This window comes from Phenylobacterium sp. SCN 70-31 (genome assembly GCF_001724605.1).
Classification (GTDB): domain Bacteria; phylum Pseudomonadota; class Alphaproteobacteria; order Caulobacterales; family Caulobacteraceae; genus Phenylobacterium.
The window spans coordinates 332773-345864 of sequence record NZ_MEEX01000004.1; the positions used below are offsets into that span (position 1 = coordinate 332773).

At 70.4% G+C, this 13092-nt stretch carries 14 protein-coding genes; 12 read left to right on the forward strand and 2 right to left on the reverse strand.

Annotated features, from left to right (window positions below; all coding sequences use genetic code 11):
* Window positions 1-32: 32 nt before the first annotated feature.
* The gene (locus ABS78_RS03960) at window positions 33-392 is read right to left on the reverse strand and encodes a DUF3140 domain-containing protein (RefSeq protein WP_293375178.1); all 360 of its coding nucleotides are present in this window, start codon (window positions 390-392) and stop codon (window positions 33-35) included.
* 278 nt (window positions 393-670) lie between these two features.
* Here ABS78_RS03960 and coxB point away from each other — a divergent pair, with 278 nt between their 5' ends.
* From coxB to ABS78_RS04020, 12 genes are all read left to right on the forward strand, one after another.
* Window positions 671-1645, forward strand: coding sequence for a cytochrome c oxidase subunit II (gene coxB / locus ABS78_RS03965; protein WP_293375181.1), 975 nt, complete (start codon window positions 671-673; stop codon window positions 1643-1645).
* Between the two features lie 19 nt (window positions 1646-1664).
* Window positions 1665-3344, forward strand: coding sequence for a cytochrome c oxidase subunit I (gene ctaD, locus ABS78_RS03970; protein WP_293375184.1), 1680 nt, complete (start codon window positions 1665-1667; stop codon window positions 3342-3344).
* Window positions 3345-3422: 78 nt separating this feature from the next.
* On the forward strand, window positions 3423-4403 hold the full coding sequence (gene cyoE, locus ABS78_RS03975) for a heme o synthase (RefSeq protein WP_293375187.1): 981 nt from the start codon (window positions 3423-3425) through the stop codon (window positions 4401-4403).
* On the forward strand, window positions 4400-4549 hold the full coding sequence (locus tag ABS78_RS03980) for a hypothetical protein (protein WP_293375190.1): 150 nt from the start codon (window positions 4400-4402) through the stop codon (window positions 4547-4549). The genes cyoE and ABS78_RS03980 overlap by 4 nt, the downstream gene beginning before the upstream one ends.
* Window positions 4530-5138, forward strand: a complete 609-nt coding sequence (locus ABS78_RS03985; RefSeq protein ID WP_293375193.1) for a cytochrome c oxidase assembly protein — start codon at window positions 4530-4532, stop codon at window positions 5136-5138. The genes ABS78_RS03980 and ABS78_RS03985 overlap by 20 nt, the downstream gene beginning before the upstream one ends.
* A gap of 164 nt (window positions 5139-5302) precedes the next feature.
* Window positions 5303-6175 (forward strand): cytochrome c oxidase subunit 3, encoded by an 873-nt coding sequence (locus ABS78_RS03990; protein WP_293375196.1) that lies wholly within the window; start codon window positions 5303-5305, stop codon window positions 6173-6175.
* A 9-nt stretch (window positions 6176-6184) separates the two neighbouring features.
* Window positions 6185-6541, forward strand: a complete 357-nt coding sequence (locus ABS78_RS03995) for a DUF983 domain-containing protein (protein WP_293375199.1) — start codon at window positions 6185-6187, stop codon at window positions 6539-6541.
* 22 nt (window positions 6542-6563) lie between these two features.
* Window positions 6564-7307 carry an SURF1 family cytochrome oxidase biogenesis protein gene (locus ABS78_RS04000; RefSeq protein ID WP_293375202.1) on the forward strand — a complete coding sequence of 248 codons (744 nt, stop codon included), beginning with the start codon at window positions 6564-6566 and terminating at the stop codon, window positions 7305-7307.
* Window positions 7308-8696, forward strand: a complete 1389-nt coding sequence (thrC, locus tag ABS78_RS04005) for a threonine synthase (RefSeq protein ID WP_293375205.1) — start codon at window positions 7308-7310, stop codon at window positions 8694-8696.
* 4 nt (window positions 8697-8700) lie between these two features.
* Window positions 8701-9963, forward strand: a complete 1263-nt coding sequence (locus ABS78_RS04010) for a pitrilysin family protein (RefSeq protein ID WP_293375207.1) — start codon at window positions 8701-8703, stop codon at window positions 9961-9963.
* An 88-nt stretch (window positions 9964-10051) separates the two neighbouring features.
* Window positions 10052-10663, forward strand: coding sequence for a GNAT family protein (locus tag ABS78_RS04015; RefSeq protein WP_293375210.1), 612 nt, complete (start codon window positions 10052-10054; stop codon window positions 10661-10663).
* Window positions 10664-10705: 42 nt separating this feature from the next.
* Window positions 10706-12364, forward strand: a complete 1659-nt coding sequence (locus ABS78_RS04020) for a bifunctional diguanylate cyclase/phosphodiesterase (RefSeq protein WP_293375213.1) — start codon at window positions 10706-10708, stop codon at window positions 12362-12364.
* 153 nt (window positions 12365-12517) lie between these two features.
* Here the strand turns inward: ABS78_RS04020 and ABS78_RS04025 are convergent, their stop codons facing one another.
* On the reverse strand, window positions 12518-13084 hold the full coding sequence (locus ABS78_RS04025) for a YqgE/AlgH family protein (protein WP_293375216.1): 567 nt from the start codon (window positions 13082-13084) through the stop codon (window positions 12518-12520).
* Window positions 13085-13092: the final 8 nt, after the last annotated feature.

Below are 13092 nucleotides of genomic sequence, written 5' to 3' on the forward strand. Positions count from 1 at the left end.
GCGGCTGGGCGCGTGTCGCGGTCGGAGAGGCCTCAGCGCTTCAGCGGGTCGTGACCCCAGTTCATCAGGCTCCAGCGCCAGCGGGTGTGGGTGATGTCGCCGCCCGTCTTCCAGGCGTAGGGGCGCTGGGCCAGGTGGCGGCGGCAGTAGCCGATGACCTTCCTCATGTGGCGGTAGTCGGCGTCGGTCAGGTCGGCGGCCGGTGTGTCCCGGATCGCCAGGATCCGCCTCGCGGACTGACGGCCCACGGATTCGGTCTCGCCCTTCCGCACCATGCCGACCTTGCGGCTCTCGGGGGTCTCCAGCCAGGCCCGCAACTCGGCCTGGGTCATGTTGGTCAGGCGGTCGAACTCGCGGCGGATCGCGCGGTCTTCGTCGGGACTCGTGTGCATCGGGCCGATTCCAGTGCGGTTCCGGGGAACGGAGGCGTCCAGAATAGCCCGCGAGGGCCACGAAGCCGCATCCGTTCCACACGCGAAAGCCACAGACGCCCCTTGCACGTGCGACAAGGGCCGCGGACGCCTTGGCAAGCCCCGGCGATGCGCGTATGGACCCCCGCGAAGGGGCCGGTCGGGCGTCGCGCACGTCGCGTCCGTGCGTCCCGTTCCGAAGTCGTCGGAGGTGTTCCGCCTGTCCATGGGGCGCCGCCGGCCAAGCTGACCGAGGGGACATGAAGTCGAGCTTTCACGCATGGCGGACGCGGGCGGCCGGAGCCCTCGCGGGCGCGACGGCGGCGTTCTGGGGCGCCACGGCCTGGGCCGTGGACAACATTGGCGAGCCGACCGACAGGGCGATCGACCTGCAACCGGGCGTGACCCAACTGCGGCACGACGCGATCTTCTTCCACAATGTGATCCTGCTGCCGCTCATCACGCTCATCACGCTGTTCGTGCTGGCGCTGCTGATCATCGTGGTGGTGAAGTTCAACCGTAAGGCCAATCCGGTCCCCGCGAAGTTCAGCCACAACACCGCGCTCGAGGTCGCCTGGACGCTGATCCCGGTCCTGATCCTGGTGTTCGTGGCGATCTTCTCGTTCCGGCTGCTGTTCGCCTACAACGACATGCCGAAGCCCGACCTGACCGTGAAGGCCACGGGGTACCAGTGGTACTGGGGCTACGAGTATCCGGATCAGGAGATCGGCGAGTTCATCTCCAACAACCTGCCGGAAGAGCAGGCCAAGGCCGAGAAGCGTCCCTACCGCCTGGCCGCCACCGAGCCGCTGGTGGTGCCGGTGAACAAGGTCGTGCGCGTCCAGGTGACCGCCGCCGACGTGATCCACGCCTTCGCGGTGCCGTCGTTCGGCATCATCACGGACGCCATTCCGGGCCGGTTGAACGAGATCTGGTTCAAGGCCGAGCGCATCGGCGTCTACTACGGCAACTGCCGCGAGCTGTGCGGCGTGGACCACGCCTTCATGCCGATCGAGGTGCGCGTGGTCAGCCAGGCCGACTTCGACGCCTGGGTCGCCAAGAAGGGCGGCAACCCCGCGGGCGCCGCCGCGGCCCTCGAGGCCCCGGCCGCCGACGCGGCGGCCACGCCGGCCGCGGCGACCGAAGCCGCCCCGGCCGCTCCGTCTCCCGCCACGCCCGAGCCCCAGGCTCCGGCCGCCACCCCGACCGCGCCCCCGGCGCCGGCCGCGAACTAACCGGTAGGACCTGCGTAAGATGGCTCAAGCCGCCGCACACGATCACGACCACGGGCATGACGATCACGGGCACACGCCCGGTTTCTTCACCCGCTGGTTCCTGTCCACGAACCACAAGGACATCGGCACGCTGTACCTGATCTTCGCCATCATGGCGGGGATCGTGGGCGGCGCCCTGTCGGGCCTGATCCGCTGGGAACTGGCCGAGCCGGGCATCCAGGTGTTCACCGAGGGCTCCTGGCTGGCGCAGATCAAGATCGCCGGGGTCAGCCTCATCGAGCCCAGCAAGCACGGCTACAACGTGGTCGTGACGGCCCACGCGCTGATCATGATCTTCTTCATGGTCATGCCGGCCATGATCGGCGGGTTCGGGAACTGGTTCGTGCCGCTGATGATCGGCGCGCCGGACATGGCCTTCCCGCGGATGAACAACATCTCGTTCTGGCTGCTGGTGGCCGCGTGGGTGCTGCTCTGCTGCTCACTGTTCGTCGACGGCGGGCCGGGCAAGGGCTTCGGCGGCGGCTGGACGGCCTATCCGCCGCTCTCGACCTCGGGCCACACCGGCCCGGCCATGGACCTGGCGATCCTGTCGCTCCACCTGGCCGGGGCCAGCTCGATCCTGGGCTCGATCAACTTCATCACCACCATCTTCAACATGCGCGCGCCGGGTATGACCCTGCACCGGATGCCGCTGTTCGTCTGGTCGGTGCTGGTGACCGTCTTCCTGCTGCTGCTCTCGCTGCCCGTGCTGGCCGGCGCGATCACGATGCTGCTGACGGACCGCAACTTCAACACGCACTTCTTCGACGCCGCGGGCGGCGGCGACCCGGTCATGTACCAGCACCTGTTCTGGTTCTTCGGCCACCCGGAAGTGTACATCCTGATCCTGCCCGGCTTCGGGATCATCTCGCACATCGTCTCGACGTTCTCGCGCAAGCCCGTCTTCGGCTATCTCGCCATGGCCTACGCCATGGTCGCCATCGGCTTCATCGGCTTCGTCGTGTGGGCCCACCACATGTACACGGTGGGCATGCCCATCGAACTGCGGGCCTACTTCGTGGCGGCCACGATGGTCATCGCGGTGCCGACGGGCGTGAAGGTGTTCTCGTGGATCGCCACGATGTGGGGGGGCTCGATCAGCTTCAAGACGCCCATGCTGTGGGCGATCGGCTTCATCTTCCTGTTCACCGTGGGCGGCGTGACGGGCGTGGTCCTGGCCAACGCTGGTATCGACTACAGCCTGCACGACACCTACTACGTGGTGGCCCACTTCCACTACGTGCTGTCGCTGGGCGCGGTGTTCGCGATCTTCGCCGGCTTCTACTACTGGTACGAGAAGATCTGGGGCGTGAAGTACAACGAGTTCCTCGGCGCGCTGCACTTCTGGATCACCTTCGTCGGCGTGAACCTGATCTTCTTCCCGCAGCACTTCCTGGGCCTCCAGGGCATGCCGCGCCGCTACGTGGATTTCCCCGACGGCTTTGCCTACTGGAACCACGTCTCGTCGATCGGTTACGCGGTCACGGTGGCCGGTGTGGCGGTCTTCATGTTGGTGCTGATCGAGTCGGCCATCCGCCGGCGCAAGGCGGAAGCCAACCCGTGGGGCGAAGGCGCCACGACGCTGGAGTGGACGCTCAGCTCGCCGCCGCCGTTCCACCAGTTCAACGAACTCCCGGTGGTGAAGCCCGACGTCCACTGAGGGCCGACACCGGAACCATATCGGGGGGCGCGTTCCGGAAACGGGGCGCGCCCCTGCGACATTCTGAGAGTAAGATCGATGGCCATGGCCACGACTGAGACATCCCGGGACGCCGCGCGCTGGCAGGACTTCCTCCAGCTCCTGAAGCCGCGCGTGATGTCGCTGGTGGTGTTCACCGCGCTGACCGGCCTGGTCTGCGCCCCGGTCGCCGTGAACCCGATCCTGGGCGCGGTGGCGATCCTGTGCATCGCCGTGGGCGCGGGCGCGTCGGGCGCGCTCAACATGTGGTACGACGCCGACATCGACGCCAAGATGCGCCGGACCCGCGGCCGTCCCGTCCCGTCGGGTAAGGTCCAGGGCGCCGACGCGCTGACGCTGGGCGTGGTGCTGTCGCTGTTCTCGGTGATGCTGATGGGGATGGCGCTGAACTGGCTGGCCGCCGGCCTGCTGGCCTTCACCATCCTCTTCTACGCCGTCGTCTACACCATGTGGCTCAAGCGCTGGACGGCGCAGAACATCGTCATCGGCGGCCTGGCGGGCGCCCTGCCGCCCGTCATCGGCTGGGCCGCGGCCAGCGGCGATGCGCCGCTGAACGCCTGGCTGCTGTGCGCGATCATCTTCATGTGGACGCCCCCGCACTTCTGGGCGCTGTCGCTCTACACGTCGGAGGACTACGCCAAGGCCGGCGTGCCGATGATGCCGGTGGTCAAGGGCGCCTCGTCCACCCGCACCCAGATCCTGGTCTACAGCCTGCTGCTCGTGCCGGTCTGCATCGCCCCGTCGTTCACGGGCCTGGGCGGGCCGGCCTACCTGAGCGTCTCGGCCCTGGGCGGCCTGGTCTTCCTGCTGCTGGCGTGGCGGTTGTTCCGCAGCCGGGCCGGCGACGCCGCCGACCCGCGGCGGACCGCGCAGTCCCCCGGGGGCCTCTACGATGTGCGGGCCGGCGCGCGCGACGCCCGCAACCTGTTCGCGTTCTCGATCCTCTACCTGGCCCTGCTGTTCGCGACGCTGCTGGCCGAGCATCTCATGGGCGTCGCCCCGCTGGAGCTTTTCGCATGAGCGATCCCAAGCGCGAGGACGAAGCCGCGGCCCGGGCGCGGCGCGGGCGCAATATCGCCATCGCGGTGGGCCTCGTGGCCTTCGCGGTCATCGTGTACGTGGTCACCATCGTGAGGTTGGGCGCCAATGTCGCAGACAGGTTCTGAACCCGCCACGCCGCAGGGCGACGCCGAGCGCCGGCGCAACGTCCGCGTCGCCACGATCTGCGCGCTGACGTTCTTCGGCATGATCGGCGCGGCGTTCGGTTCGGTGCCGGCCTATCGCGCCTTCTGCCAGCTCACCGGCTTCGACGGCACCCCGCGCCGGGCCGACACCGCGAGCAGCCAGGTGCTGGACCGGACCCTGACCGTGCGGTTCGACGCCAACGTCCGGGGCGACCTGCCGTGGCGCTTCACCGCCGAGCAGACCAGCCAGGACCTGAAGGTCGGCGAGACCAAGATCGCCTTCTTCAAGGTGACGAACAATTCGGACAAGCCGGTCACGGCGCGGGCCGTCTTCAACGTCGTGCCGTCGCAGGCGGGACGGTACTTCCAGAAGCTCCAGTGCTTCTGCTTCGAGGACCAGACGCTGCAGCCGGGCGTCACGGTGGACATGCCGGTGCTCTATTACATCGACCCCGAATTCGCCCAGGACGTGAACACGCGGGGCAAGTCCGAGGTGACGCTGAGCTACACCTTCTTCCGCTCGACCGAGGCCGCGCCGGAAGAGGCCGAGCGTCCGCATACGAAGGGCTGAGCTTTCCGGAACGCGTCCCGGGAGTGTCCCGGGACGTGCTCCGGGCGACCGAGGGGGCATTCCCCCTTGGCGAACCGTCGGCGGGGCGGCTATAGCGTCCCGCAAAGTTGACTGCGCCGGGTCCCGATCCGCGCAGGGGGATTTGTCGAGGGGTTGAGACCGCGATGGCCGCTGGCGTGAAGCACGACTACCACCTGGTGGACCCGAGCCCGTGGCCGCTGGTGGGCTCCATCGCCGCCACGGTGATGGCGCTGGGCGGCGTGGCGTGGATGAAGGGCCTGTTCGGCCTGCCCGAAGGCACCTCCTGGCTGTTCTTCGCCGGGTTTGCGGGCGTGCTGTTCACGATGCTGGGCTGGTGGGCCGACGTCGTGAAGGAAGCCAACCGCGGGGACCACACGCCCGTCGTCTCCATCGGCCTGCGCTACGGCATGATCCTGTTCATCGCCTCGGAGGTGATGTTCTTCGTGGCCTGGTTCTGGGTCTTCTTCGAGATGGCCCTGTTCCACGAGGTGCGGACGCACAGCCCGATCGAGGATGTGCGCGCCGCCTGGGCCACCTGGCCGCCGCAGGGCGTCGAAACCGTCCCGGCGTTCCAGCTGCCGCTGGTGAACACCCTGATCCTGCTGCTCTCGGGCACCACGGTGACCTGGGCCCACCACGCACTTCAGCAGGGCGACCGCAAGAGCACCAAGATCGGCCTCGTGCTGACCATCGCGCTGGGCGTGCTGTTCACCGCCGTCCAAGCCTACGAGTACCATCACATCTTCAGCCACAACTACTTCTTCGGTGGCGAGAACGCGGGCAACTCGGGCCTCTACGGATCGTCGTTCGTGATGGCCACCGGCTTCCACGGCTTCCACGTCCTGGTCGGCACCCTGTTCCTGATCGTCTGCCTGATCCGCCTGATGGGCACGGGGATGACCCAGAAGCAGCATTTCGGCTTCGAGGCCGCCGCCTGGTACTGGCACTTCGTCGACGTGGTGTGGCTGTTCCTGTTCGCGTTCGTCTACGTCATCTTCGGCGGGCCGGCGCACTAGGGCCACGAGATGAAGTCCCATCCGCTTCTGTCGGGGTTGGCCGGTCGCTGCCCCAACTGCGGAGAGGGCTTCCTGTTCGAGGGCTTCCTGAAGGTGGCGCCCGCCTGCGAGGCCTGCGGCTGCGATTTCTCCAAGGCCGACTCCGGCGACGGCCCCGCGGTCTTCGTGATCCTGATCGCGGGCTTCGCCGTGGCGTTCGCGGCGGTCTTCACCGAGTTCACGATCCATCCGCCGATCTGGGTCCACCTGATCCTGTGGCTGCCGGCGACGCTCATCCTGTCGCTGGGGCTCATGCGGCCCCTGAAAGGCGCCATGCTGGCGGCCCAGTTCATGAACCGTGCGGCCGAAGCGCGGAACGACGACTGACCCCGATGACGGCCATGCCCCGATGACGACGAAATCCGGGGCCCGCTTTCCCGTCGGCCTGACCCTGACGACGGCGGTCGCGTTCGTCATCCTGGTGATGCTGGGCACCTGGCAGGTGCAGCGCCTGAGCTGGAAGCGCGACCTCCTGGCCCGGATCGAGGCGCTCCGCGACGCGCCGGCCCGACCCGCAGACGCCGTGCTGGCCACCGTGTCCGAGGCCGGGGGCGCGGACGGCGACGGCCTGGCCGCGGCCGACTTCACCCGCGTGACCGTCGCGTGCCCCGGCCTGGGCTCGGCCCCCTTCCTGGAACTGTACGCCGTGCGCGAAGGGCAGGCGGGCGCGCGCCTGATCTCGGCCTGCGCGATCGAGGCCGGCCCCTATCGCAGCGTCCTGGTGGACCGCGGTTTCGTGGCCGACACCATCTCGGCCCGGCCGCCGGTGAGGGCCGATGTCGAACCCATGACGGTCACCGGCGTCCTGCGAAGGCCCGAGCCGGGCAACGCGTTCTCGCCGCCCAACACGCCCGAGCGCTGGTTCACGCGCGACGTCCCGGCCATGGCCCGGACGCTGGGCGCCGCGGCGCCGGCGCCCCTGGTGCTGATGGCCGAGACCTCGACCAATCCCGGCTGGCCCGCGCTCGACCCCGCGCCGATCCCGGCCGACATCGCCAACCGGCACCTGGAATATGCGCTCACCTGGTACGGCCTTGCCGCGGCATTGCTCGGCGTCTATGCCGCCATGCTCGCAAGACGCCGGAAGACCTGAATGCGCTACATCTCCACCCGCGGCCAGGCGCCGGCGGTCGGCTTCACCGACGCGGTGCTGGGGGGGCTCGCCCCGGACGGCGGGCTTTATGTGCCCGAGGCCTGGCCGACGTTCACCCGCGACGAGATCGCCGCTTTCGCAGGACAGCCCTACACCCGGGTGGCCGCCGCGGTGCTGGGCAAGTTCGCCGACGGCGAGGTGGCCGAGGCGGACCTCGCGCGGATGTGCGACGAGGCCTATGCGTCGTTCAGCCACAGGGCCGTGGTCCCGATGGTCCAGATCGGCCCGCAGGCCTTCATCGCCGAGCTGTTCCACGGCCCGAGTCTGGCGTTCAAGGACGTCGCCATGCAGATGCTGGCGCGGCTGTACGACCACTTCCTGACACAGCAGAACCGCCGCCAGACCATCCTCTGCGCCACCTCGGGCGACACCGGGGGCGCCGCGGTCGAAGCCTTCCGCGGGGCCAAGGCGGTGCGCATCGTGGCCATGTTCCCCGAGGGCCGGATCAGCGAGGTCCAGCGCCGGTTCATGACCACGGCCAGCGAGGACAACGTGGCCTGCCTGTCGGTGGCCGGCACGTTCGACGACTGCCAGGCGATCCTGAAGGACGCCTTCCAGGACAAGAGCCTGCGCCAGGCCGTGGACCTGGCGGCGGTGAACTCGATCAACTTCGCCCGGATCGTGGCCCAGGCGGTCTACTACTTCACCACGGCCGCGGCCCTGGGCGCGCCGGAGCGGGCGGTGAACTTCGTGGTGCCCTCCGGCAACTTCGGCGACGCCTTCGCGGGCTATGTGGCGCTGCGCATGGGCCTGCCGGTGAAGCGGATCGTCGTGGCGACCAATTCGAATGACATCCTGGCCAAGGCGTTCTCCACGGGGCGCTACGCCCGCGGTCCCGTCCACGCCACCCTGTCGCCCGCCATGGACATCCAGTCGGCCTCCAACTTCGAGCGGCTCTACTTCGAAGGCGTGCGGCGCGAGGCGACCGAGACCGCGCGGGCGTTCGAGGCGTTCGCCCAGGCCGGGGCGCTGGACATCCCGCCCGCCGCGCTCTCGGCCATGCAGGCGGTCTTCACCGGGGTGGCCATCGGCGAGGACGAGACGGCGCGCACCATCCTCGCCACCCTCAACGAGACCGGCGAACTGATCGACCCGCACACCGCCGTCGCGGTGGCGGCGCTGCGCCATGTGGAGTTGGACGGGCCCACGGTGGTCATGTCCACGGCCCATCCGGCCAAGTTCCCCGAGGATGTGGCGCGGGCCAGCGGCGTGACGCCCGCCCTGCCGCGCGGGACCGCCAGCCTGGCGGACCGGCCCGAACGTTTCCAACACATCGCGGGCGAGGCCCAGGCGGTGAAGGCCTATGTCCGGGCCTTCGCGGAGCGCTGAGGCGGTGACCCCGCGCGTCCACACCCTGGGCAACGGGGTGCGGGTGGTCTGCGACCCGCTGCCCGGCTGGCAGACGGTGGCGCTCTCGGTGGTGGCGGGTCGGGGCGCGCGCTTCGAGGACGAGCACCGCTCGGGCTGGTCGCACCTTCTCGAGCACATGGTCTTCAAGGGCGCAGGCGGGCGTTCGGCCCGGGACATCGTCGAGGTGATCGAGGCCGAGGGCGGCCACATCAACGCCGCCACCGGCTACGAGCGCACCAGCTTCCAGGTGCGCGCCCTGAAGGACGGCCTGGACCTGGGATCGGCGGTGATCGCCGACCTCGTCCAGCGGCCCGCGATGGACGACGGCGACCTGGCGCGCGAGAAGCAGGTGGTGGGCCAGGAGATCGCCGAGGCCGCCGATACGCCCGACGACCTGGTGTTCGAACTGGCGCAGGCCGCCGCCTTCGAGGGCCAGCCGCTGGGCCGCCCCATCCTGGGCACGCCACGCTCGATCGGCCGCGCGACGCCCGAGGCGCTGAACGCCTGGCGCGCCGCCCTCTACGGCCCCGAGACGCTGGTGGTGAGCGCCGCCGGCGCGGTCGACGAGGACGCCCTCCTGGCGCTGGCCGAGCGCGATTTCGGCGCCGGGGTCGGCTCGGCCCTGCCCGAGGCGGCGACGGCCGTCTTCCGGGGCGGCGTGCGCACCAGGGCCAAGCGGCTGGAGCAGGCCAACGTCGTGCTGCTGCTGCCGGCGGTGGGCGTGCGCGATCCGGACTATTTCGCCCTCCGTCTCCTGGCCGAGATGCTGGGCGGGGGCATGGCCTCGCGCCTGTTCCAGGAGGCGCGCGAGAAGCGCGGCCTGGCCTACGCCATCGACGCCTATTCCGAGACCTACGCCGACACCGGCGTCCTGGGCGTCTTCGCCGGCTGCGACGCGGCCGACGCGGCCGAACTGGCCCAGGTGACGGCCGGCGAGATCCAGGCCCTGACCGCGCCGGTGGGCGAGGCGGAGCTGGCGCGCGCCAAGGCCCAGCTCAAGGGCGCGATGTTCATGGGGCGCGAGTCGGCGCTGGCGCGCGCCGAGCAGGCGGCCGGCCAGGTTCTGCTGTTCGGCCGCACGCTGGACCCCGAAGCCGTGGCCACCGAGGTGGATGCGGTCACGCCGGGCCAGATCGCCGCGCTGACGGCGCGCATCCTGGGCGCCCGCAAGGCCGCCGTGGCGGTGCTTGGGCCCAGGCCGGCCCTGGCGGCGGCCGACCGTTTCCAGGCGGCGTTCGCGGGCTGACGCTCACGCAGCGCGGATCGTGCGCCGTTCCGTCGCGCGCCGCGCCAACGCTCTTGACCATCGCCGCGATTGCGCGACGTTTCCGCGCATGGCCCTGCTGGACTGGATCGCGCCGGAGAGCGGCCTTCGCGTGGAAGGCGAGGGCGTGTGGCTGCGGCCGCCGCGAGCTTCGGACTACGCCGAATGGCGCGATCTGCGCGAAGCCAGCCGCGCCTTCCTCCAGCCCTGGGAGCCGATCTGGCCCGCGGACGACCTCAGCCGGGCGGCGTTCCGGCGCCGGCTGCTGGCCTATGCGCGCGACCGGGAGGCGGGCGCGGCCTATCCGTTCTTCGTCTTCCGCGCCTCGGACGACGCCCTGACCGGCGGCATCACGCTGTCGAACGTGCGGCGCGGCGTCGCGCAGATGGGGTCGGTCGGCTACTGGTGCGGCGAGCCCTATGCGCGGCAGGGCCAGACCCTGGCCGCGGTGCGGGCGCTGTGCGATTTCGCCTTCGGCCCGCTGTCGCTCCACAGGCTGGAAGCCGCCTGCATTCCCGAGAACGTCCCGTCGCGCAGCCTGCTGGCCAAGGCCGGCTTCCGGGAGGAGGGATTCGCGCCAGCTTATCTTAAAATTAACGGCGCTTGGCGAGACCATGTGCTGTTCGGACGCTTGACCCCGCACGTGGGGCGCGAGGGGCCGGACGAAGGGGTGTCGGTCTAATTCCACCGGCGCCTTCGGCACAGGCTCAGTTTTCAGGACGTCATGGCGAACGATCGCTGGATGTGGGACGCCACGGCCACGCTCGAGGCCCTGGGGGCGGCGGAAGTCGCGCTCTGGGTCTGGGAGCCGGAGAAGGACCGTCTGCGCCTCACCGGGGCCACCCGCGCCCTGGGCCTGGGGCCGCTGGCGCCCGACTGCTCGTCGGCGGCGCTCCGCGCGCTCGCCCTGCCGCAGGACCGCGCCCTGGCCGAAGATGTCCTGCGCGTCCAGGAACCCGGCGGCGAGGTGGCGGCGCGCCTGCGCCTGCGCGGCGGCGTCCCCTGTGTCTGGCGCGGGGTGTGGCTGGAAGAGGGCGTGCGGGCCGCGGGCGTGGTGGCCGCCGAGGTGCGCTTCGCGGCGCCCGGCCTGGACCATCTGACAGGCCTGGCCGACCGCAAGAGCTTCATCAACCTGGCCCGCGAACGGTTGCAGACGCCCGGCCGCCACGAGCTGATCGTCGCCGATCTGGACCGCCTGCGCCGGCTGAACGAGGCGCTGGGCCACGAGCGCGCCGATCTCGTGCTGGCCGCCCTGGGCTCGCGGCTGGCCGCATCATATCCGCCGGGCGCCCTGCTGGCGCGGATCGGCGAGGACGAGTTCGCCGCCCTGGCGCCGGCCGAGGGGTCCCCCGGCCCGGAGGCGCTTCGCCGGGCGCTGGAGCAGCCGCTGCGCGTGGCGGGCTTCGACATCCACCCCACCCTGTCCATCGGCGCCGTCGAGGCGCACGGCGGCGAGGATGCGCCCGAGGCGGCCGAGCTGCTGCGCCGGGCCGAGCTGGCCGTTGAAGCGGCCAAGAGCAACGGCCGTGGCGGCGCGGCGGCCTACGGCCGCAGCCTGGAGACCGACGGCCTGTCGCGCCTGGCCCTGGAGGCCGATCTCAAGGGCGCCCTGCGCCGGGGCGAGATGACGCCCTTCTACCAGCCGATCGTGCGGCTCTCGACCGGCGCGCTGTCGGGCTTCGAGGCGCTGGTCCGCTGGCGGCACCCGCGCCGCGGCCTGCTGATGCCCGAGCAGTTCCTGCCGCTCTGCGACGAGATGGGCCTGATGCCCGAGCTGGGCGCCATGATGATGCGCGAGGCCGCCCGCCAGCTCGCCGCCTGGCGCCAGCGCCACCGGGCCGCGGGCGAGCTGACCGTGGCCGTCAACCTTTCCACCGGCGAGATCGACCGGCCGGACCTGGTCTCGGACGTGAAGGCGATCCGCGCCGAGACCGGCCTGCCGCCCGGGGCGCTGAAGCTGGAAGTTACGGAAAGCGACGTCATGCGCGATCCCGACCGGGCGGCCGTCGTCCTGGGCGAGCTGCGCGCCGCCGGCGCCGCCCTGGCGCTGGACGACTTCGGCACCGGCTTCTCGTCGCTCAGCTACCTGACGCGGCTCCCCTTCGACACGCTGAAGGTCGACCGCTACTTCGTGCGCACCATGGCCACCAACGAGGGCTCGGCCAAGATCGTGTCGTCGGTGGTGAAGCTGGGCCAGGACCTGGCGATGGAGGTGGTGGCCGAGGGCGTGGAGAACGCCGGCATGGCGCGGCACCTGCTGTCGCTGGGCTGCGACTACGGCCAGGGCTTCGGCTACGCCCCGGCCCTCTCGGCCCAGGAAGCCGAGGTCTACCTCAACGAAAGCTACGTGGACGGCGCCGCCCCGGTGAAGGCCCGCGGCTGATCCGGATAGGGCCGCGAAGCGGCGCCTCTCGAATTTGAAGGAACCACGGAAGGACACGGAAAACGCGGAAGACGAAGCTGCGACTTCCGTGTCCTTCCGTGTTTTCTGTGGTTCTCCATGACGGAGCCTCCACTCGCGCGGAGGCTCGGGAGGTCAGGCTCTGCCGCCGGCTTCGGCGTTGAGGAAGGTGGGATCGACGCCCAGCTTGGCCAGGGCCCGCGCCCATTTGGTGTCGTGGTCGTCGTCGAAGACCAGGGCCTCGTCGGCTTCCACCGTGAGCCAGACGTGCTCGCGGATCTCGCGCTCGAGCTGGCCGGCGCCCCAGCCGGCGTAACCCAGGGCGAGCAGGGTCTTGCGCGGTTGGCGGCCCGGGGCGCCCATGACCTCCAGCACCTCCCGGGTGGTGGTGAGCGCCAGCCCCCCGTCCACGCCCAGGCTGTGCTCGGCGCGATAGTCGTCGGTATGCACAACGAAGCCGCGCTCCACCTCGACCGGACCGCCGAACAGGACGAAGTCGGGCGCGACCGGACCGGCGGATTCGATCTCCAGGCGCTCCAGCAGGTCGGGCACCGTCAGCCCCTCCACGGGCCGGTTCACGGCGACGCCCATGGCGTGCCGGTCGTCGTGGGCGCAGATGAGAATCACCGAGCGCTCGAACCGGGAATCGCCGATCCCCGGCATGGCGATGAGGAGCTGGCCCGTCAGGAACGCGCTGTCCATACGGCAGA